At 72.1% G+C, this 21,660-nt stretch carries 19 protein-coding genes; 11 read left to right on the top strand and 8 right to left on the bottom strand.

The genetic code is table 11. The features are described 5' to 3' along the window. The first annotated feature begins 23 nt into the window (after nt 1-23). The 3 genes from purS to CI089_RS07420 are packed head-to-tail and all read left to right on the top strand — an operon-like array spanning nt 24 to nt 1,925. Nucleotides 24-269: a phosphoribosylformylglycinamidine synthase subunit PurS gene (gene purS, locus CI089_RS07430; RefSeq protein WP_023953132.1), complete on the top strand. Its 246-nt coding sequence runs from the start codon at nt 24-26 to the stop codon at nt 267-269. Beyond that, nucleotides 266-970, top strand: coding sequence for a phosphoribosylformylglycinamidine synthase subunit PurQ (purQ, locus tag CI089_RS07425; protein WP_094260884.1), 705 nt, complete (start codon nt 266-268; stop codon nt 968-970). Before purS ends, purQ begins: the two co-directional genes overlap by 4 nt. A 25-nt stretch (nt 971-995) precedes the next feature. Beyond that, nucleotides 996-1,925, top strand: a complete 930-nt coding sequence (locus CI089_RS07420; protein ID WP_094260883.1) for a 2-hydroxyacid dehydrogenase — start codon at nt 996-998, stop codon at nt 1,923-1,925. Nucleotides 1,926-2,254: 329 nt separating this feature from the next. Here CI089_RS07420 and CI089_RS07415 read toward each other — a convergent pair whose 3' ends face one another. The 8 genes from CI089_RS07415 to CI089_RS07380 form a co-directional block, all read right to left on the bottom strand. Then, nucleotides 2,255-3,565, bottom strand: a complete 1,311-nt coding sequence (locus CI089_RS07415) for an allantoate amidohydrolase (protein WP_143738937.1) — start codon at nt 3,563-3,565, stop codon at nt 2,255-2,257. 3 nt (nt 3,566-3,568) lie between these two features. Further along, nucleotides 3,569-4,807, bottom strand: a complete 1,239-nt coding sequence (locus tag CI089_RS07410) for a pyridoxal-phosphate-dependent aminotransferase family protein (RefSeq protein WP_094260882.1) — start codon at nt 4,805-4,807, stop codon at nt 3,569-3,571. Then, nucleotides 4,804-6,423: an AtzH-like domain-containing protein gene (locus CI089_RS07405; RefSeq protein ID WP_256977626.1), complete on the bottom strand. Its 1,620-nt coding sequence runs from the start codon at nt 6,421-6,423 to the stop codon at nt 4,804-4,806. The genes CI089_RS07410 and CI089_RS07405 overlap by 4 nt, the downstream gene beginning before the upstream one ends. After that, entirely contained in the window at nt 6,420-7,826 is a 1,407-nt protein-coding gene (allB, locus tag CI089_RS07400; protein ID WP_094260881.1) for an allantoinase AllB, read from the bottom strand. Before allB ends, CI089_RS07405 begins: the two co-directional genes overlap by 4 nt. Nucleotides 7,827-7,909: 83 nt before the next feature. Then, nucleotides 7,910-8,629 carry an aspartate/glutamate racemase family protein gene (locus CI089_RS07395; protein WP_094260880.1) on the bottom strand — a complete coding sequence of 240 codons (720 nt, stop codon included), beginning with the start codon at nt 8,627-8,629 and terminating at the stop codon, nt 7,910-7,912. Continuing rightward, on the bottom strand, nt 8,626-10,230 hold the full coding sequence (locus tag CI089_RS07390; protein WP_094260879.1) for an NCS1 family nucleobase:cation symporter-1: 1,605 nt from the start codon (nt 10,228-10,230) through the stop codon (nt 8,626-8,628). Before CI089_RS07390 ends, CI089_RS07395 begins: the two co-directional genes overlap by 4 nt. Nucleotides 10,231-10,370: 140 nt before the next feature. Beyond that, nucleotides 10,371-11,012, bottom strand: coding sequence for a helix-turn-helix domain-containing protein (locus CI089_RS07385; protein ID WP_143738935.1), 642 nt, complete (start codon nt 11,010-11,012; stop codon nt 10,371-10,373). 59 nt (nt 11,013-11,071) lie between these two features. Beyond that, on the bottom strand, nt 11,072-11,590 hold the full coding sequence (locus CI089_RS07380; RefSeq protein WP_094260877.1) for an adenine phosphoribosyltransferase: 519 nt from the start codon (nt 11,588-11,590) through the stop codon (nt 11,072-11,074). Nucleotides 11,591-11,668: 78 nt separating this feature from the next. Here CI089_RS07380 and CI089_RS07375 point away from each other — a divergent pair, with 78 nt between their 5' ends. From CI089_RS07375 to sufU, 8 genes are all read left to right on the top strand, one after another. After that, nucleotides 11,669-13,384: a glycoside hydrolase family 13 protein gene (locus CI089_RS07375; protein WP_094260876.1), complete on the top strand. Its 1,716-nt coding sequence runs from the start codon at nt 11,669-11,671 to the stop codon at nt 13,382-13,384. A gap of 15 nt (nt 13,385-13,399) precedes the next feature. Then, complete coding sequence (locus tag CI089_RS07370) at nt 13,400-14,404, top strand: LacI family DNA-binding transcriptional regulator (protein ID WP_094260875.1); 1,005 nt, start codon at nt 13,400-13,402, stop codon at nt 14,402-14,404. Between the two features lie 65 nt (nt 14,405-14,469). Then, nucleotides 14,470-15,684 (top strand): amidohydrolase, encoded by a 1,215-nt coding sequence (locus tag CI089_RS07365; RefSeq protein ID WP_094260874.1) that lies wholly within the window; start codon nt 14,470-14,472, stop codon nt 15,682-15,684. Continuing rightward, a complete protein-coding gene (locus tag CI089_RS07360; protein ID WP_094260873.1) occupies nt 15,681-16,646 on the top strand; it encodes a hypothetical protein in 966 nt (321 codons plus the stop codon). Before CI089_RS07365 ends, CI089_RS07360 begins: the two co-directional genes overlap by 4 nt. 168 nt (nt 16,647-16,814) lie before the next feature. Beyond that, nucleotides 16,815-17,570: a hypothetical protein gene (locus CI089_RS07355; protein ID WP_094260872.1), complete on the top strand. Its 756-nt coding sequence runs from the start codon at nt 16,815-16,817 to the stop codon at nt 17,568-17,570. A gap of 79 nt (nt 17,571-17,649) precedes the next feature. Beyond that, nucleotides 17,650-19,713, top strand: a complete 2,064-nt coding sequence (locus CI089_RS07350) for an APC family permease (RefSeq protein WP_094260871.1) — start codon at nt 17,650-17,652, stop codon at nt 19,711-19,713. Between the two features lie 149 nt (nt 19,714-19,862). Further along, nucleotides 19,863-21,191: a SufS family cysteine desulfurase gene (locus CI089_RS07345; protein ID WP_094260870.1), complete on the top strand. Its 1,329-nt coding sequence runs from the start codon at nt 19,863-19,865 to the stop codon at nt 21,189-21,191. Continuing rightward, nucleotides 21,188-21,646, top strand: coding sequence for a Fe-S cluster assembly sulfur transfer protein SufU (sufU, locus tag CI089_RS07340; RefSeq protein ID WP_094260869.1), 459 nt, complete (start codon nt 21,188-21,190; stop codon nt 21,644-21,646). The genes CI089_RS07345 and sufU overlap by 4 nt, the downstream gene beginning before the upstream one ends. Nucleotides 21,647-21,660 lie beyond the last annotated feature (14 nt).

The following is a 21,660-nucleotide window of genomic DNA, read 5'->3' as shown; positions in this document are numbered from 1 at the left end:
TCCCGCGACCTCCGGAGCGAGCAATGCCCACCATCGTCGTCGACGTCATGCCCAAGGCCGAGCTGCTGGATCCGCAGGGCAAGGCGGTGTCGGGGGCCCTCACCCGCCTCGGCGTCGCCGGTTTCTCCGACGTCCGCATCGGCAAGCGCTTCGAGCTCACCGTCGACCGCGCCGATGACGCGACGCTCGAGACCGCTCGCCGCATCGCCGACGAGATCCTGTCGAACTCGGTCATCGAGGACGTCGTGAACATCGAGGTCGTGGAGTGACCGCGCGCATCGGTGTCATCACCTTCCCGGGCTCGCTCGACGACCGCGACGCGCAGCGCGCCGTCCGCCTCGCCGGTGCCGAGCCCGTCGCACTCTGGCACGGCTCGCACGACCTCGACGGCGTCGACGCGCTCGTCCTGCCCGGTGGCTTCAGCTACGGCGACTACCTCCGCGCCGGCGCGATCGCGGCGCTCGCGCCGATCATGGCCGAGGTGAAGGACGCCGCCGCGAAGGGCATGCCGATCCTCGGCATCTGCAACGGCTTCCAGATGCTCGTCGAGGCGCACCTGCTGCCGGGCGGCCTGATCCGCAACGCCCACCAGCAGTTCATCCGCCGCGACCAGCGTCTCGTCGTCGAGAACGCCGACACCGCCTGGACGAGCGGCTTCGAGACCGGCCAGGAGATCGTCATCCCGCTGAAGAACGCCGACGGCGGCTTCACCTGCTCGGCCGAGACGCTCGAGCAGATCGAGGGCGACGGCCTCGTCGCCTTCCGCTACCGCGGCGTGAACCCCAACGGCTCGCTCGACGACATCGCCGGCCTCACGAACGAGCGCGGGAACGTCGTCGGACTCATGCCGCATCCCGAGCACGCCGTCGAGCCCGGCTTCGGCCCGAACACCACCGAGGCGATGCGCTCGGGTACCGACGGACTCACGTTCTTCACGTCGGCCGTCGCCGCGGTGCTCGCCCGCGTCTGAGTGCGGGGTCGGTAGCGTTGGGGGCATGAGCGAATCCCCCCGCAGCGTCGTCGTCAGCGTTCCCACCGATGAGCTGGCGGCTGACATCGGCCCTCTCCCCGACGGCGTCGAGCTTGTCGTCTGGGACCTCCACTCCCCGGCACCCCGCGATGCGTTCGACATGGTGGTGCCGCCCTACATGTCGGGCAAGCGGCTGCTCAGCGCGCTCGACGGCGTGGAGGTCGGGCTCCTCCAGAGCCAGTCGATCGGCTACGAGGGCATGGGCGCGTACCTTCCCGAGGGCACGAGGCTCGCGAACGCATCGAGCGTCCACGAGACCGCGACGGCCGAGATCGCGGTCGGCCTCACGATCGCCGCACAGCGCGACCTCGCGGACTACGTCCGCAACCAGGAATCGGCCCGGTGGGCACCGCAGTTCAGCCTCAGCGTCGCCGACCGCACGGTGCTGGTGCTCGGCTACGGCGGCGTGGGCAAGGCCGTGGCATCCCGCCTGCTCCCCTTCGAGACGACGATCGTCCCGGTCGCGTCCCGCGCGCGCGATGAGGACGGGGTCCACATCCACGGCATCGACGAGCTCGACGAGCTGCTGCCGCGCACCGACATCCTCATGATCACGCTCCCCGGCGGCGAGCCGACGAAGGGGCTCATCGGCGCCCGCGAGCTGGCGCTGCTCCCCGACGGCGCACTCGTCGTCAACGTCGGTCGCGGCACCGTGCTCGACACCGACGCGCTCGTGGCCGAGCTGCAGGCCGAGCGCCTGCGCGCAGCGCTCGATGTCGTCGACCCCGAGCCGCTGCCGGAGGACCACCCGCTGTGGCGCGCCCCCGGCGTGCTCGTCGTGCCGCACGTGGGCGGGGCGGCCGACGCGATGCGTCCGCGCATCGCGAAGCTCGTCCGCACCCAGATCGAGCGCCTCGCCGCCGGCGAGGAGCCGGTCAACATCGTCGACGCCTGACGGGTCACGCCGCGGCGCGGCGCTCGTCTCTGCGGTGTGCCGCCAACAGGCTGAAAGCCCTCGAATGCGACATCTGCCCCGCTGACGACGGGTTCAGCCTGAATCCGGTCCGTTCCGAGGCGTGCGGCGCGGCTTGTCGGTGGTCGGAGCAGGAGCCAGTCCCCGCAGCCCCGGCAGCTCGCGGGGCCGGTTCGTGCTCGCGGCCCGCGGTCCCGTCCACAGGATGCGGGTGGCGGAGGCGCCCCGAAGATCGCCCCGAGCCCCGTCCAGCCTGCGCACGGCACGCGAGTCGAGCCACGGCGCGGCGGGGCTCGGTAGGGCGGGGCGGGTCAGGCCGCGGCGCGGCGATCGGCGGCGAGGTGCAGGACCGACTCTGCGAGGGCCCGGATGCCGCGGGCGACGTCGGCCGCCGAGACGTCCTCGTCGGGGTGATGGCTGATGCCGTCGGGGTTGCGCAGGAACAGCATCCCGATGTCGGTGAGGCCACCGAGGGCCATGCCGTCGTGCCCGGCTCGGCTGAAGATCGCGGGCGGTTCGTCGGTCGCCTCGCCGGCGGTCGCACGGATGCCCTCCCGCACGACGTCCTGCAAGAGCGGCGCGCACGCGACCGCCGCGGCGTTGTGGATCTCGCGGTGCTGCCAGCGCAGTCCGCGGCGCCCCATGATCTCGTCGAGCTCCGCCGAGAGGCGGCGCCACACGCGGTCGCGCTCACCGTCGAACTCGCCCCGCAGGTCGAGGGAGAACTGCACCTCGCCAGGCACGATGTTCACGCCGCCCGGGAACGCCTCGAACTGGCCGACCGTCCCGATGATGTGGTGCTCGGCCCGGCACACCCGCTCGACGGCGAGAGCCGCCTCGGACGCGCCGAGCAGCGCATCGCGGCGCATGTCGTAGGGCGTGCCGCCGGCATGCCGCGCCTCCCCCTCGACCGACAGGAGGAACCGTCGCGCCGAGGCGATCGACGACACCACCGCGAGCGACTCACCGCGGCGGTGCAGCTCCGGTCCCTGTTCGATGTGGGCCTCGAGGTACCCGACGAGCTCACCCGGGCGGCGGGACGCCTCGCCGATCCGGGCGGGGTCGAGACCGAACTCGCGGAACGCCTGGGCGAGGGTCGTCCCCTCGGCATCGGCGAGGGTCCACCAGTCGTCGTCCCAGACGCCGCCGACCGCCGACGAGCCGAGGAGCGCCTTGCCGAAGCGCGTGCCCTCTTCGTCCCAGAAGGCGGCGACCTCGAGCGCGAAGGGCAGCGGCGAGCGCCACGACGATCCGTCGTCGCCCGCGGGCTCGCGCAGCATCCGCACGACCTCGATGCCCATCAGCACGCCGACGATGCCGTCGTAGCGCCCCGCGTCCGACACCGTGTCGAGATGCGACCCGATCATGAGCGCGGGCTCGTCGCCGGCGGTGTCGAGCCGGCCGAGCTGGTTGCCGGCGGCATCCTGGCGGGTGGTCATGCCGGCCTCGCGCATCCACTCGGCGGCGAGACGGTTGACGCGTGCGTGCTCGGGTGAGAGGTACACGCGCTCGATGCGGTCGGGCGCGGCGCTGATGCGGGCCAGCTCGTCGCAGCGCGACATCACGCGACGCGCTGCGGCGGCGATGCGTTCGGGCGACACGGAGAGAAGAGCGGATGCCACGGCTCAGCGTCCCCGGTAGACGTCCGCCGCCGCTTCGACACCACCGGCGACCGGCACCGCGGCACCGTAGCGGCGCAGCACCGCTTCGAGGGCGGCGAGGGTCGTCAGCACGGCGTCCTGCCGGGCGTTGTAGCCCATCGTCCCGATGCGCCACACACGGCCGTGAAGCGGGCCGAACGATGTGCCGATCTCGATGCCGAAGTCGGTGAGGAGCGCGGCGCGCGCCTCGTCGCCGGGCACGCCCTCGGGGATCTCGACGGCCACGACGTTGTTCATCTTGTGCGCGACGTCGCCGAAGACCGTGAGCCCGAGCGCCTGCACGCCGGCGAGCATCGCGGCACCCGCGAGACGGTGCCGCGCGATGACCTCGTCTCGCCCCTCGAGCAGCAGAACACGGGCGCATTCGCGGGCGCCGTAGAGCATCGAGGTCGCCTCGGTGTGGTGGTTGAGCCGGCGCGGACCCCAGTAGTCGAGGATCATGCCCAGGTCGAAGTAGTTCGACCTGACGAAGTCGGCCGCGTCGGGGTCGCCGGGCTCGCGGATGCCGGCTTCGATGCGCGCCCGTGAGCGCACGACCTCGACGGCTCGCTCGCTCAGCGTGATGGGCGCCGAGCCGCTCGGACCGCCGAGGCACTTCTGCAGCCCCGCGGTGGCGGCATCCAGGCCCCAGTCGTCGGCGTCGAACTCGTTGCCGCCGAGCGAAGCGGTCGCGTCGGAGTAGAACAGCACCCCGTGCTTCGCGCAGATCGCGCCGATCTCATCGAGCGGCTGGTTCATCGTCGTCGAGGTGTCGCCCTGCACGAGCGCGAGCAGCGTGGGCTTGACCCGGACGACGGCCTCTTCGATCGCGGCGGGCGTGAAGACCTGTCCCCACTCGGTCGCGATCGTGTGCACCTCGGCGAGCGCACGCTCGGCGATCTCGGCCAGCAGGTGCCCGAAGCGTCCGAAGACCGGCACGAGCACGCGGTCGCCGGGCCGGACGAGCGAGACGATCGCCGCCTCGATGCCGGCGCGGCTCGTGCCGTCGATGAGCATCGTGGCATCGTTGCGGGTGTTCCAGACCGCGCGGTAGAGCTCCTGCGTCTCGGTCATGGTGCGCGTCATGAAGGGGTCGTACTGCCCGACGAGGGCGGCCGACATCGCGGACAGCACGCTGGGGTAGGCGGAGATCGGCCCGGGGCCCATCAGCAGACGCGCGGGCGGATCGATCGGTCCGGGGATGTGAACGGTCGGGGTCGTCATCGGGGGTCCATCCGGGGGTCAAGGAGCGAGAACAGGCGGCGGGCGAGCCGCACGAGGGCGAGGTCGGTGCCGGCTCGCGAGACGAGGCTGACCCCGACCGGCGCGGCGCCGAGCGGGGACGGCACGGTGAGCAGCGGAATCGAGATCGCCGGCAGACCGGCGACGGCGGCGGGCGTCGTCATCCGCAGCGTCGCGCGGCGCACGTGGTCGAGCGCCTCGCCGCGCGCGGTGCGGGGCGGCGCGGCACCCGGCACGGTCGGCAGCAGCAGCACCGTGTCGTCGGTGAGGGAGCGCAGCCGGTCGGCGAGGGGTTCGAGCGCGGCGCGCGCCCGGGTCTCGTCGTCGGAAGTCACGGCGGCGGCGGCGCGGAAGCGGTCGGCGACCGCGGCTCCCGTGGCTCCGGGATGCCGCGTGAGCCACGCACCGTTGTTGCGCCAGGCCTCCGCGCCCTGCACGACGCGGAACGGGTCGAGGTACTCGTCGAGATCACCGATCGCGGCCGACGTGACGGGGGCGGGCTCGGCCGATGCCGCGAGGCGGTCGAGCAGGGCCGCGAACGCGCGCCGGGTGTCGGGCTCGGCGGCGCGGACGATCTCCTCCGGCACGACGAAGCGCCACGGCAGGTCGTGGGCGGATTCGCCGAGGACGTTCTCGGTCGATTCCGACCCGTCGTAGCTGAGGCTCCACTCGGCGACGCGCTCGAGCGTCGCGCCGTCGCGGGTCAGCCACCCGACGGTGTCGAAGCTCTGCGCGAGGGGCAGCATGCCCTGCCGGGGCACGAGGTCGTGCGTGGTCCGCAGACCCCACAGGCCCTGGTACGAGGCGGGCACGCGCACCGATCCCGCAGTGTCGGTCGCGAGGCCGATGTCGGCGTGACCCGCCGCGACAGCGGATGCCGGCCCGCTCGATGAGCCGCCCGGGAGCGCCCCGGGCAGCGCGACGTTCGGCGGGGTGCCGTAGTGGGCGTTGTCGCCGGCGACCGAGTACGCGAACTCGTCGGTGCGGGCGATGCCGCGCAGCGACGCCCCGCCGCGCAGCAGGTCGCCGACGGCGGGTGCCGTCGTCGTCTCGGGCCGCGCGGAATCGAGGAAGGTCGGGTTTCCGGCCCCGATGCGGTCGCCGCTGATCGCGAACAGGTCCTTGACCGCGACGGTCAGCCCCGCGAGCGGCCCCTCCCCGGCAGCCGGGTGCAGCGGGTCGCCGACGGCGCGCCAGATGGACCGGTCGAACGCCTGCGGACGCGGTGTCACGTGCGCCGCGGTGATGAGCCAGCGGCCATCGATGCGCTGCCAGAGCTGGGTCTGCAGGCCGGTCCCGCCCGCGGCGTAGCGCGAGACCGAGATCAGCAGCGCGACGTCGGGCGCGAGCGGCCGGTACTCGATCGTCTCGATCTCGCGGGCCGCGACCCCGCCCCGCGCACCACGAAACGCGCTGATCGCCTCGTGGCCGACGAGCAGGCCTGCGGCATCCGCGCGCATCGTGTCGGGTCGCGGTGCGAACGCGGCGTCGAGCGCCGCCAGGTCGTTCTCGACGATCGCGCGCTCGTAGTCCGCGAAGGCCGCCGCGAGGTCGGCGGGGATGTCTGCGGCGGGGATGTCCTCGGCGGGGCCGGTCACGACGCGCCCTGCCCGACCGCGACGAGGGCGCCGCTCCTCGAGAGCAGCCGGCCCCCTGGATCTCCCGTGCGGGCGACGGCGGCGGCGGCATCCGCTCCCGACTCGAACACGACCTCGCCTCGGAGCCAGGTCCGGCGCACCCGTCCCGTCAGCACGCGGCCGTCGTAGGCGGAGATCGGGTTGCGGTGACGCAGCTCGCGCGCGTCGACGTGGACGACGTCGTCGGGTGCGAAGACGGCGAGGTGCGCCGGGGCACCGGGGGCGATGCGCCCGACGGCGTCGAGGCCGGCGACGGCCGCGGGACCCGTCGTGAACAGCGGCAGGATCGTCTCGAGGGGGATGCCGCGCTCGCGCGCCTCGGTCCAGACCGCCGACAGCCCGACCTGCAGCCCGGAGATGCCGCCCCAGGCGAGGCCGAAGTCGCCGTCACCCGCACGCTTGAGGTCGACGGTCGAGGGCGAATGGTCGCTGACGATCGCGTCGATCGTGCCGTCGACGACCCCCTCCCACAGGAGGTCGCGGTTCGAGGCCTCGCGGATGGGCGGGCAGCACTTGAACTCCGACGCGCCGTCGGGGATCTCCTCGGCGACGATCGTCAGGTAATGCGGGCACGTCTCGACCGTGAGGTCGACGCCGGCAGCACGGGCCGCCCGGATGGCGGGCAGCGACCGCGCGTCGCTCAGGTGCAGGATGTGGGCACGGGCACCGGTCTCGCGTGCGGCCTCGATGACGGCCTCGATCGCCGACGCCTCGCTCGTGGCCGGACGCGACGCGAGGAACGCGCCGTAGCCGCGGCCGAGCGCTCCGTCGGCGCCGAGCAGCGCGGGGTCCTCGGCGTGCACGATGAGCCGCGAGCCGAGTTCGGCGACCTCCGCCATCGCACGGCGCAGCTGGACACGGTCGAGGTGGCCGAACTCGTCGACGCCCGACGGCGCGAGGAAGCACTTGAACCCGTACACGCCGGCCTCGTGGAGGGGCGCCAGCGCACCCAGGTTCTCGGGCACCGCCCCGCCCCAGAACCCGACGTCGACACGAGCGGATGCCGCAGCGGCGGCCCGCTTGACCGCGAGCGCCGCGGCGGTCGTGGTCGGCGGGATGGAGTTCAGCGGCATGTCGACGATCGTCGTGACGCCGCCCGCCGCCGCGGCCCGCGTCGCCGAGCCGAAGCCCTCCCACTCGGTGCGTCCGGGCTCGTTGACGTGCACGTGCGAGTCGACGAGCCCCGGCAGCAGCACGGCGTCGGCGGGGATTCGCAGGTCCGCGGCATCCGCGACCGGCGCGTCCTCGTCGAGAACGGCGGTGATGAGCCCGTCCTCGACGACGACGGCCGCGGGAACGAGGTCCGAGCCGTCGAAGACGCGGCGGGCACGCACGACGAAGCGCGATGAGGGCGGTGCGGTCACGAGATCTCCCGGGTCGGAACGGGCGTCGCGGGATGCGGCATCCGTGTCGAATATAAAGCTATGGGTTAACACCGCCGCCGGGGTCACCCCGATGTAACGCTCTCGTGACGACGCGGCGGGGCGGCGTACTCCTCGCGCTTGCTCGTCCCCACCCGCATCCGGACCATCGCCGACGCGAGCCCGAGCGCGGCACCGACCCCGTCGACGACGGGCACGCCGACCCGCTCCGACAGCGCATGGCAGAGGTCGGCCATCCCGGCGCACCCGAGCACGATGACGTCGGCCCCGCCCGCCACTTCGGCGGCGCACAGCGCCGCGATGCGCTCGAAAGCGTCCGAGCCGGTGTCCTCGAGATCGAGCACGGGGATGCCGGAGGCCACGAGCGAGGCGCACGCCGAGGTCATCCCGTACCGGGCGAGCAGATCGCGCGCCCGGCCGAGGGTCCGCCCGAGCGTCGTGACCACGGCGAACCGACGGCCGGACAGGGTCGCGACGTGCATCGCAGCCTCGGCGATCCCGATGACGGGCACGTCGACGAGCTCGCGCGCGGCGTCGAGCCCGGGGTCGCCGAAGCACGCGATGACGTACGCGTCGCTGCCGCCGGCGGCGAGGTCGGCCTCGATGATCTCGACGACCGAGCGGGCGGCGGCGATCTCGTCGAGGTGGCTCTCGATCGCGGCCGCGCCGTCGGTCGGGTTCACGGCGACGACCTCGACCCCGGGCCCGGCGACCTCCCGGGCGGCGGCGCCGATCTTCGCCGTCATCGCCCGGGAGGTGTTGGGGTTGATCAGGGTGATCCTCACGCGACGGACCCCGGCGCGGGCTCGGGCAGGGTGCCGTCCGAGATGCCCTCGGTCTCGCCCGCGAACGTGGGGACCTGCGGGTCGCGACGCTCGAAGAGCACGAACACCGCGAACGCGAGACCGCACCCGATGAACCAGGTGAAGTTCCCGATCCACGAGACGTCGAACAGCCCCATGTCGGCGAAGGTCTTCGGCAGGATGGCCAGCAGGATCGTCGGCACGCCGGCGACGACGAGCGTCTTCATCGCGTTCGGGTTGTACCCCTTCCGATACCAGTACGCCCCGCTCTCGCTCATCGTGAACATGTCGTCGGTGCGGATCCGCTGCTTGGCCGCGATGTAGTACCCGGCGATCAGCAGGCCGAACAGCGGACCGATCAGGGCCGCGAGGATGCCGAGGGAGTAGTGGATCGCGGTGGCGTCCGAGTACCAGTTCCACGGCGTGAGGAACACCGATCCGACCGCGGCGATCATCCCGCCCATGCGCCACGAGATCTTCTGGGGCGCGACGTTGGAGAAGTCGAAGGCGGGCGCGATGAAGTTCGCGACGATGTTGATGCCGACCGTCGCGGTGACGAAGGTCAGCCCGCCGAGCAGGATCGCGAAGGGGGTGTCGATCGCCTCGACGGTGTGGATGGGGTCGAGCAGCAGCTCGCCGAACACCGGCACGGTCGCGGCCGCCGTCAGCACGGTCAGGATCGAGAAGAACAGGAAGTTCACCGGAAGGCCCCAGAAATTGCCCTTCTTGACCTGGCTGAACGACCGGCCGTACCGCGCGAAGTCGCCGAAGTTCAGCATCGGCCCCGCGAAGTACGCCACGACGATGCCGACGGCCATCGCCATGAGTCCGAGGGTGCCCCACACGTCGTGCGGTGCGGCGGCGGGGTCGGAGAGGTTGAGGTCGATGTTCTCCCAGCCGGCCTGGCTGACGAGGTACACCGCGAGCACGATCATCACGACGTAGACGGCGGGACCGGCCCAGTCGATGAAGCGGCGGATGACCTCCATGCCGTTCCAGAACAGCGCGACCTGGGCGACCCAGAGGATCGAGAACGAGATCCACCCGAGCGCCGAGAGGCCGAGGAAGCTCACGTCGAGCAGTGCCGCGGATCCGGGGATGAACTTCAGGAAGATGATGTTCAGCGACTGCGCCGCCAGGAAGGTCTGCACGCCGTACCAGGCGATCGCGATGATGCCCCGGATGACCGCGGGGATGTTCGCGCCGCGCACCCCGAAGATGGCGCGGTTGACCACGGGATACGGCACGCCCGTCTTCTGACTGGGCTTGGCGACCATGTTCGCGAAGACCTGCACGATGACGATGCCGACCACGAGAGCCACGAGCACCTGCCACGCGGCGATGCCGAGCGCGAAGAGCGAGCCCGCCGTGACGTAGCCGCCGACGGAATGCACGTCCGACATCCAGAAGGCGAAGATGTTGTACCAGGTCCACTTCTGCTTGCGGAGCGGAGCGAGATCCTCGTTCGCCAGCCGCGGGTCGTAGCCGGGCCGGACGTCGCCTCCTCCCCCGGGATGGCCGGCGGCGGCGACGAGGTCGTGCGGCGCCGTCACCGGGGCGAGGGTGTTGTCGGGAGCTGTCATGTGCGTGCCTTCCAGGGAGGGGCGCAATGCCCCGGCGAGGTGGAGCCTGGGTGAGGTGGAGCTGAGACATGAAGCTATGACTTAACGCGCGCGGGCTGGTTTCCGCCGTGTAACGACGGTGTGAAGATGCCCGGCGCGGGTCAGTCGGCGGCGGGAGCGGTGGCGCCCACGACCGTGAGCCACGTCGCCACGGCCACGCGGTCGGTGCGGTTGGCGACGCGGTGCGGACGGGATGCCGCGAACGAGAGCGACTCGCCGGGGCCGAGCTCGACCTCGCCGTCGACGAACTCGAAGGTCAGGGTTCCGCTGACCACCCGCCCGCTCTCGTAGCCGGCGTGCACGAGCAGGCCGCCGTCGGCGCTCGAGCTCGCGCCGGGCGGGTAGGTCGACTCGAAGTGCTCGACGCCGGGGATGGGCACGGGGGTCAGCCGGCGGTAGGTCACGCCCTGCCCGAGGTGGGCCGTGGTCTCGGTGCCGCTCCGGGCGACGAACACCCCGGGCACCGGCTCGGCGAGGTCGCCCGGCGCACCCGGGTCGGGCGAGGCCGCGACGGCGTGATCGTCGAAGATCGCCGACACCGGCGCGCCCAGCACGCCCACCAGCTCGACGAGCCGGTGCACCGAGGGCTGCATGGCCCCGGTCTCGATCTGCGAGAGCGCGCTGGCCGAGATGCCCAGTTCACGGGCGACCGAGGCGAGCGATCGCCCGGTCCGCGCGCGCAGCGCTCGGAGCCTCCGCCCGATCGACGCGGGCAGGTCGGCCTCCGCGCGATCGGCTCCCACGGCACCGATGATAGACGGCGCCGGCGCCACGGCCGCGCGGATCCGATCCGCGGACGGCGTCAGACGCGGAAGATCGTGTGCACCGGACCGCAGACGTCCTGCCCGCCGAGCTCGGTGAGCTCCATCAGGACGGCGGTCCCGACGGTCCGGTGCCCGAGGCCTTCGAGCAGGCGCTGAGCGGCACGCAGGGTTCCCCCCGTGGCCAGCACGTCGTCGACGAGCAGCACGCGGGTACCGCGGGGCAGGTCGTCCGCCATCTCGATCGTCGCCTGACCGTACTCGAGGTCGTACGAGACGGATGCCGCCGGGCGCGGCAGCTTGCCGGCCTTCCGGATCGGCACCATGCCGACGCCGCTCGCGGCGGCCACGGCGCCGGCGATGAGGAATCCGCGTGCTTCGACGCCGGCGACGACGTCGAACTCCCGGGCGAAGGGCGCGATGATCGCGTCGATGACGCTGCGCAGCGCGGTGGCGTCGGCGAGCAGCGGCGAGATGTCACGGAAGAGGATGCCCGGTTCGGGGAAGTCCGGGATGAGCGCGATGAGCGACTCGGCGTGCTCGAGGGGGTCGGAAGTCACCGAACCACCCTAGGCCCGTTTCGAGAGGCCACCGACGGTGACGGCGCGACTGCAAGCGCTTGCACTAGAGTGAGCGCCATGACCTCCTCCTCCGTGGACACGGCGGCATCCACCCTCGCCCCGATCGGGATCTCCCGGCCCGGCGCCGAGTGGTGGCGCACCGCCGTCATCTATCAGATCTACCCCCGCTCCTTCGCCGACGCGTCGGGTGACGGCATCGGCGACCTCGCCGGCATCACCTCATGCCTGGGCGACCTCGCCGACCTCGGCGTCGACGCCGTGTGGCTGAGTCCCTTCTTCCGGTCGCCGCAGAAGGATGCCGGGTACGACGTCTCCGACTACTGCGACGTCGACCCGCTGTTCGGCACGCTCGCCGACTTCGACACGATGCTCGAGGAGGCGCACGCCCGCGGCATCCGGGTCATCGTCGACCTCGTCCCCAACCACTCGTCGGATCAGCACGCGTGGTTCCAGAAGGCCCTCGCCGCCGAGCCGGGCAGCCCGGAGCGCGCGCGCTACATCTTCCGCGACGGCAAGGGCGAGAACGGCGACGAGGCGCCCAACAACTGGGAGTCGGTGTTCGGCGGCCCCGCCTGGACGCGCACGACGAACCCCGACGGCACGCCGGGCCAGTGGTACCTGCACCTCTTCGACTCGACCCAGCCCGACTTCGACTGGGCCAACCCCGAGGTGGGCGACGAGTTCGAGCGCATCCTCCGCTTCTGGCTCGACCGCGGGGTCGACGGCTTCCGCGTCGACGTGGCCCACGGACTGGTCAAGTCCGACGGCCTGCCCGACTTCGTGCCGGCCGAGGACGCCGGATCGATGGGCGGCGACAGCCTCGACGTCCCCTACTGGGGCCAGGAGGGCGTGCACGACATCTACCGCCGATGGAACCGCATCCTCGCCGAGTACGAAGGCGACCGGGCCCTGTGCGCCGAGGCGTGGCTGCCCACGGTCGACGAGACCGCCCTGTGGGTGCGCCAGGACGAGATGCACCAGGCGTTCAACTTCCCGTACCTGCAGACCGAGTGGGACGCCGACCATCTCACCGAGGTGATCTCCGAGTCGCTGCGCGCCTTCCCCGCCGTCGGCGCGCCGGCGACCTGGGTGCTGTCGAACCACGACGTCGTCCGCCACGCCTCCCGCCTGGCGCTGACGGCCGAGAACCCCCAGGGTCACGGCCTCGGACCCGACTCCCCCGGCCAGCCGGACCCCGTCGTGGGCCTCGCCCGTGCCCGCGCCGCGACGACGCTCATGCTGGCCCTTCCCGGCTCGGCGTACCTCTACCAGGGCGAGGAGCTCGGGCTGCCCGAGGTCGTGCACCTGCCCGACGACGCCCGCCAGGACCCGACCTGGTTCCGCACCGACGGCGAGCGCTACGGCCGCGACGGATGCCGCGTCCCGATCCCGTGGGAGGCCGACGCCCCCGGCTACGGCTTCAGCCCCACGGGCGCCTCGTGGCTGCCGCAGCCGGAGGACTGGAAGGGGCTGGCCCGATCCGCCCAGGACGGCGACCCGACCTCGACGCTGACGCTGTACCGCGAACTGCTGGCGGCGCGCCGCCGGCACGACCTCGGCGCCGGATCACTCGAGTGGGTCGACCTGCAGCTGGGCGACGACGTCGTGGCGTTCCGCAACGGCGACGTGCTCGTCGTCGCCAACACCGGCACGAGCGCGGTCGCACTGCCCGCCGGTGAGATCCTGGTCTCGAGCGTCGCCGGCCTCGCCGCGAGCGCCGGAGACGGCTCCGAGCTGCCCGTCGACGCGGCGGTCTGGATCCGCGCGAGCTGACGAGAGGAGCGGGAGATGGTCGGCATCGACGACGTCGCGCGACGCGCCGAGGTCTCGACGGCGACCGTCTCCCGCACCCTCAGCGGCCGCGGCCCGGTGTCGCCCACGACGCGCGAGCGCGTGCTGCGTGCGGCATCCGACCTCGGGTACGTCGTCTCGTCGGCGGCATCGAGCCTCGCGTCCGGACGCACCCGCAACATCGGTGTGCTCGTGCCGATCCTCGACCGCTGGTTCTTCTCGCGCGTGCTGACGGGCATCGCCGCGACACTCCAGCGCGACGGCTACGACGTCGCGCTGTACGCCCTGACCGCCGAGGCCGACGAGCGCCGCCGGGTGTTCGCGACCTCCCTCCGACGTCAGCGGGTCGACGGGGTGATCGTCGTGTCGATGGCGCTCGCGCGCGACGAGATCGCGCAGCTCGGCGACCTCGGCCTGCCGGTCATCGCCATGGGCGGGCAGCTGCCCGGCCTGCGATCGCTCACCGTCGACGAGATCGAGGTGGCGCGGACGGCGACCGAGCACCTGCTCGGCCTCGGGCACCGCGACATCGCCCACATCGGTCTGCATCCGCAGTTCGAGGGCGACTTCCACATCCCGTCGCAGCGTCGCCGCGGTTTCGAGGCGGCCCTGGCCGAGGCCGGCCTGCCGGTGCGTGATGACCGGTTCGCCGCCGGGGACTTCACGATGGCCGGAGGGCACGACGCCGCGACACGGCTGCTCCGCGACGCGGAAGCACGACCGACGGCGATCTTCGCGGCCTCGGACGAGATGGCGATCGGTGCGATGCTGGCGGCGCGCGAGCTCGGGCTGCGCGTGCCGGAGGACGTGTCGGTCATCGGGGTCGACGGTCACGACCTCGGCGGGTTCTTCGGCCTCACGACGGTCGACCAGTTCCCGGGACGGCAGGGCGAGCGTGTGGCCTCGGCGATGATCGCCGCGCTGCGCGGGGCGGCGTCCGAGCCCCCGGCCGACCTCGACTTCGCCCTCGTGGAGCGGTCGAGCACGGCGCCACCCGCCTGAGTCGCGCCGCGGGCCCCGCAACGGCGCCCGGGCGGCGCGCAGGCACCCTCCCGTAGGCTCGAAGCATGGCCTTGGACCTCGACGCCCTCTACACCGACCTGCACCGGCACCCGGAACTGTCGTTCCAGGAGACGCGGACGGCCGCTGTCATCGCGGCTCGGCTCGGCGAGCTCGGTCTCGAGTACGAGGAGGGCATCGGCCGCACCGGTGTCGTGACCGCGATCCGCAACGGAGACGGTCCCGTCGTGTGGCTCCGCGCCGACATGGACGGCCTGCCCGTTCCCGAGCAGACCGGCCTCGACTACGCCTCCACGGCGCGCGGCGTCGACCCGGCCGGCAACGACGTGCCGGTCATGCACGCGTGCGGCCACGACATGCACGTCACGGCGCTCCTCGGGGCGCTCGAGCAGCTCCTCGCGACGCGCGACGAGTGGTCGGGAACCGTCGTCGCCGTCTTCCAGCCCGCCGAGGAGTACGGCGCGGGCTCGCAGGCGATGATCGCCGACGGCGTGCTCGACCGCTTCCCGAAGCCCGACATCGTGCTGGGCCAGCACGTCACGCCGCTGCCCGCCGGTGTCATCGGCGTGCGACCCGGCACGCAGATGGCGGCATCCGACGGCCTGACGGTCGTGCTCCACGGCCGCGGCGGACACGGCTCGCGCCCGCACTCCACGATCGACCCGGTCGTGATGGCGGCGGCCACCGTCATGCGGCTGCAGACGATCGTCTCGCGTGAGGTCGACCCTCGCGACGTCGCCGTCGTGACGGTCGGCTCGATCCACGCCGGCCTGAAGAACAACATCATCCCCGCCGAGGCCAAGCTCGAGCTCAGCCTGCGATACCCCGACGACGCGGCCCGGGAGCGCGTCATGTCGAAGGTCGAGCGGATCGTGCGCGCCGAGGCCGCGGCATCCGGCGCCGAGACCGAGCCGACGATCACGACCGATCACACCCTGCCGCCGACGATCAACGACCACACCGCGACGGCCCGTCTGACCGCCGCCTTCGAGCGCGCGTTCGGCGAGGGCAGCGTCGTCGACCCCGGCATGTTCACCGGAAGCGAGGACGTCTCGTGGTTCGCGCGCGAGGCCGGCGTCCCCCTCGTGTTCTGGTTCTGGGGCGGCGTCGACCCGCAGAAGTTCGCGGATGCCGTCGCGGCGGGCACCGTCGAGCGCGACATCCCCACAAACCACTCCCCGTTCTTCGCGCCGGTCATGCATCCGACGATCGAGCGCGGCGTCGAGAACCTCGTCGTGGCAGCCAAGGAGTTCCTCGCATGAGCGACCCCAACGACCCGTTCGCCGATTTCGAGCCCTACGAGCCGCCGGCCAAGCCCGAGCGCGCGAAGCGCGAGAAGGCGCCGCGGGAGCCCCGCGAACCCCGGGGGCCCCGCGAGCCCCGCGCGAAGAAGCCCCGCGCGTCGCGCGAGCCCGGCCCCAAGCGCGAGAAGGGGTCGGGGATGCCGTCCGTCATGGCGGACTGGCCCGACGAGCCCCTCGCGCCGCGTCCGGCAGAGCGGAGCGACGACGGCGGCGGCGGCGATCGTCGTCTGCTCGTCATCCTCTCCAGCATCGCCGGCCTGCTGGTCGTCGCGGTCGTCGTGGTGTTCGCGATCTACCTGTCGCAGCAGTCGCAGCGTCAGGAGCCCGCGGCCGACCCGGTGCCGACGGCTCCGGCGACGCAGTCGATCCCGCAGTCGTCGGCGACCCCGCAGCCGTCGGAGAGCCCGAGCGCAGCCGCGACGTCGGGCGTCGCGGTGACAGCCGACGGGTTCACCATCCGCGACGCGAGCGGTTCGACGGTCTTCACCCACGCGTGGGCGGATGACGCGGCCCCGGCCGTGGCCGCCCTCACCGAACTCTTCGGCGCGGCGCCGACGGAGGACTTCCAGAACGGTGACGCGGAGAACTACGCGTACAAGATCTACGCGTGGGAGGGCTTCCGGCTCTACGACGTCTACCTCAGCGAGAGCAACCGTCCGCGAGCCGAGGTTCCGGCACCGACGTTCATCTCCTACGACTCGGACATCGACGTGCCGGTGACCGACGACTTCGGCGTCGAGCTCGACATGTCGGCCGACGAGGTCGCGGCGCTCGGTCCCGACTCCGGCCAGGGCGGCTCGTTCGTGTTCGGCTCGGACCGCAACACCTTCTACCAGGACGGGCAGCGCCGCTTCGGAGCAGCCGTCACGGTCGAGGGCAGCAAGGTCACCGTCACCTACACCTTCCGCGCCGGCCGCTGACCTGGTCGCGGGTCGGTCCCCGGGTGGGGCCCCGCGCCGCGATGCAAGGGATCGTCGCCGACACGCCGCGGCGCGGCATCCGTACCCGGCGCGTCGTAACCGATTCGTTGCATCCGTGTACCGCCCCGGGATGCCGCCGTCGGTGACTCCCCTGCCAGGATGGCGAGTATGACCACAGCGACACCGCGGCGGCCCCTCATCGTGCTCTCGATCGTGGCGGGGGTGCTGCTGGTCGTGGCGGCGGTCGTCGTGTTCCTGCTCACGCAGCGTGACGACGAGCCTGCGGCGGCACCGTCGTCCCCTGCACCGACCAGCGCGGCACCGGCGCCGACCCCGACGCCCACGCCGACACCCCCGCCGACGGATGCGGCTCCCGTCGCGGCCGAGGTGGTCATGGCGGCGACCGGCTTCACGATCCTCGCCGACGATGGATCGGCGCTGCTCGAGTTCCGCTGGCGCGATGAGGTCGGGCCTGCCGTCGCCGCACTGACCGAGGCGTTCGGCGCCGAGCCCGAGCTCGGCGTCCAGACCGGAGACGGCAATCACTTCCCCGACTACACGATCTACGACTGGCGAGGCTTCACCCTCTACGACATGGTGGAGGTCCCCGGCGACAAGCCGCGGAACGAGTACGGCATCCCGACCCGCGCGGCGATCACCGCCAATGAGGTGGGAGGTGTCGCGCTCGCTCCTGAGTTCGGCCTCGCGATCGGAATGGACGTCGACGCCGCGCGCGCGGCCGGCCCCGACGATGAGTCGGAGTTCCGGGACGGCGGGCTGCGGTTCTCCTTCGAGATCGAGCGCACGGGCCGCTGGCCGGAGGCGGGGTCGACCGAGGACCTCACCTACAGCGTCTTCGCCGACTCGGACCCCGACGCGACGCACGTGACCGCCATCGACTACGCCCCGTACTCGCGGCTCTAGGTCAGCGGAAGACGCGGTTCGGCAACACTCTGGTGACGCTCGGCGCGGCGAGATTGCGCAGGATGCCGCGCCAGGCGTAATGTCGCCCGCCGTGACCACTGACAGTCGCGAGCCCGGCGAGGATTCCACGCCGATCGCCAAGCGCATCCTCATCGGCGATCCGCTCGATTCCGAGAAGCTCGACGAGCAGCTCCTCCCCAAGCGCCGAGCGCTGCCGATCTTCGCCTCGGACGCCCTGTCGTCGGTCGCCTACGCACCCCAGGAACTGCTGATGATCCTGGCGATCGGCGGCACGGCGATGCTCGCGTTCAGCCCGTGGGTCGCACTGGCGGTCGTGGCCCTGCTCATCGTGGTCGTGCTCAGCTACCGGCAGCTCATCAAGGCGTATCCGTCGGGCGGCGGCGACTACGAGGTCGCGCGCACGAACCTCGGCGAGAAGGCCGGAGTCGTCGTCGCGGCCGCACTGCTGGTCGACTACATCCTCACGGTGGCCGTGTCGGTGGCATCCGGTGTCGACAACATCATCTCGGCGCTGCCGAGCCTCGCCCCCTGGCGGGTCGAACTGGCCGTCGGGTTCGTCGTCCTCATCATCATCGTCAACCTCCGCGGCGTCCGCGAGGCATCGTCCGCGTTCGCCGTGCCGACCTACATCTTCATCGGCTCCGTCGGCGTCATGGTGGCGACGGGGCTCATCCGCACGCTGCTCGGCGACGCCCCCGTCGCCTCGAGCGCGCAGTTCGCGATGGAGGCCGAGAGCCTCAGCCAGGTCGCGCTCATCCTCCTGATCCTGCGGGCGTTCTCGAGCGGCTGCTCGGCCCTGACCGGTGTCGAGGCCGTCTCGAACGGTGTGCCGGCCTTCCGTGCCCCGAAGATCGCGAACGCCCAGAAGACACTCGTCATGATGGGCACGATCGCCATCCTGCTGTTCTCGGGCCTGACGGCGCTCGGTCTCATCGCCGGCGTCCACTACGCGGAGGATCCCTGCGCCCTCGTCGGCTTCGACTGCGTCAACCAACCGCAGCCGAGCCTCATGGCCCAGATCGCGGCTGCCACCTTCGGCATGGGGTCGATCCCGTTCTTCATCATCCAGGCGGCGACCGCGTGTGTGCTGCTGCTCGCTGCGAACACCGCGTTCAACGGCTTCCCGCTGCTGGGCGCTGTGCTCGCCCGCGACGGGTACGCGCCGAAGTCGCTGAACACCCGGGGCGACCGACTCGTCTTCTCCAACGGCATGATCATCCTGGGGCTCGCCGCGATCCTGGTGCTCGTGGTGTTCCAGGCCGACCTGACGACGCTCATCCAGCTGTACATCATCGGCGTGTTCGTGTCGTTCTCGCTGGGCCAGGTCGGCATGGTCAAGCACTGGCGGCGCGAGCTGCGGCTGCTGCATCCCTCCACCGCCGCCGACCGCGCGGAGGCCCGCCGGGGGCTGCTCATCAACGGCATCGGCGCGACCTTCACCGTCGCGGTGCTCGTCATCGTCACCGTGACGAAGTTCACCCACGGGGCCTGGCTGGTGTTCATCGCGATCCCGATCCTGGCGTTCCTCATGGTCGGCGTCAGCCGCTACTACCGCGACGTCGAGCACGAGATCGCGATGGACGACGACGTGCACTACGGCTCGACGGGCGACGTCGCCCTCGTCCTGGTGAACCGCCTGCAGAAGCCCGTCGCGAAGGCCGTCGACTACGCCCTCTCGGCCAAGCACGACAAGACGATCGCCGTGCACGTGGCGGTGTCGAAGGAATCCGCGCAGGAGGTGCAGACCGACTGGGAGGTGCACCGGATGCCGGTGCCGCTGGTCATCATCGAGTCGCCCTACCGCCAGTACGCCGCTCCCCTCGCCGCCTTCATCCGCAAGTACCGCGAGAAGCACGGCTCGTCGGTGGTGACGGTCTACCTGCCGCAGTACATCGTCGGGCACTGGTGGGAGACGTTCCTGCACAACCGGCGCGCCCGCCGCATCGCGCAGCAGCTCATGATGGTGCACGGCGTGCAGATCACCCTCGTGCCCTGGCTGCTCGACTCGTCGGAGATCGTCTACGGTCGGCGCTCGCGCCCGATGCCCGGCGACGACCGCGCCGGCCGCGCCTCCGCCACCTACGGCCTCGTGGCACACACCGATTCGCCCGACGAGCGCTGACCCGGGGCCCGGCGCCCGGGCCGCCGCGAGAACGCACCCTCTCGCTGAGCGCGTACCCGGCACGGTGCGTTCTGGTGGCGGCGGTACGTTCTCGCCGCCCGCCGACCCGCGCCCGAGCCCGGCCCGACGGGCGGGCGTAGCCTAGAGGGGTGAGCTCTCCCGCCGTTCCCGCCGCTTCGCCGCGCGTCAGCCCGCTCGACGCGGTGTCGTTGCGCGCCGACTTCCCGATCCTCTCGGAGCAGGTCAACGGGCACCGGCTCGTGTACCTCGACTCCGCCGCGACGAGCCAGAAGCCCACCGCGGTCCTCGACGCCGAGCGCGACTTCCTCACGCACGCCAACTCCGCCGTCCACCGCGGCGCGCACACCCTCGCCGCCGAGGCGACCGATCTCTTCGAGGATGCCCGCGCCGCCGTCGCCGGCTTCGTCGGCGCCCAGCCCGAGCAGCTCGTCTGGACGAGCGGCGCGACAGCGGGCCTCAACCTCGTCGCCTACGCGATCGGCAACGCAACGCTCGGCCGCGGCGCGCCGGCGTCCGCCCCCTACGCGCTGGCCCCGGGCGATGAGATCGTCACGACGGCGATCGAGCACCACGCCAATCTCATCCCGTGGCAGGAGCTCGCCGCGCGCACCGGCGCGGTGCTCCGCCACATCCCGGCGCGGGCCGACGGCACGCTCGATCTGGATGCCGCGGCATCCATCGTCGGCGAACGCACCCGGATCGTCGCCTTCACGCACGTCTCGAACGTGCTCGGCATCGTCAACCCGGTCGCCGAGATCGTCGCGCTCGCGCAGGCGGTGGGAGCCACGACCGTGCTCGACGCGTGCCAGTCGGCCCCGCATCTGCCGCTCGACCTCCCCGCGCTCGGCGTCGACCTCGCCGTGTTCAGCGGCCACAAGATGCTTGGCCCCTACGCGATCGGCGGGCTGTACGGCCGGGCCGAGGTGCTCGACGCGCTGCCGCCGTTCCTCACCGGCGGGTCGATGATCACCACCGTCACGCTCGACCACGCCGAGTACCTTCCGGCTCCGCAGAAGTTCGAGGCGGGAACGCAGGCCGTCGGTCCCGCGATCGGTCTCGCCGCGGCCGTGCGCTACCTGCAGGACGTCGGCCCCGAGAACATCCATGCGCACGAGGTCGCCCTCGCCGAGCGCATGGGCGCGGGCCTCCGGGAGATCCCCGGCGTCCGCTTGCTCGGCGACGCACCGGGCGCCGAGCGCGTGGGCCTGTGGTCGTTCGACGTCGCGGGCGTGCACGCGCACGACGCGGGACAGTTCCTCGACGCCCAGGGCATCGCCGTGCGGGTCGGACACCACTGCGCCGCGCCGCTGCACCGGCAGTTCGGGATGACGGCATCCGTCCGCGCCTCGACGGCGCTGTACAACACCGAGGACGACGTCGACCTGTTCCTCGACGCGGTGCGCGGCATCCGCGGCTTCTTCGGCGTCACCGATCAGGCCGAAGGGGCGCACGCATGACCGGGCTCGACTCGCTGTACCAGGAGCTCATCCTCGACCACTCCAAGCACCCGGTCGGCAACCCGCTCCACGACGTCGGCGACGCGGCGCACGCCGACTCGCACCAGAAGAACCCCGTCTGCGGCGACGAGATCACGCTGCGCGTCGCCGTCGACGGCGACCGCATCACCGAGGTCTCGTGGGAGGGCACCGGCTGCTCGATCTCGCAGGCCTCGGCGTCGATGCTCGCCGCGCTGGTCGAGGAGGAGATTGAGGGCGCCGGGATGACGCGGGCCGACGCGGCCGCCCTCATCGAACGCTTCCGCGAAGCGCTGCGCTCGCGGGGCAGCATCCCCCTCGACGAGGAGACGTTCGGCGATGCCGCGGCCCTGTCGGGCGTCTCGAAGTTCTCGGCGCGCGTCAAGTGCGCGATGCTCGCCTGGGTCGCCCTCGAAGACGGTCTCGGCCGGGCCTGAACGCGCGCCGCGTC

The organism is Microbacterium sp. Yaish 1 (assembly GCF_002245215.1).
GTDB lineage: Bacteria > Actinomycetota > Actinomycetes > Actinomycetales > Microbacteriaceae > Microbacterium.
This window is presented reverse-complemented; position numbering and strand designations above follow the sequence as displayed.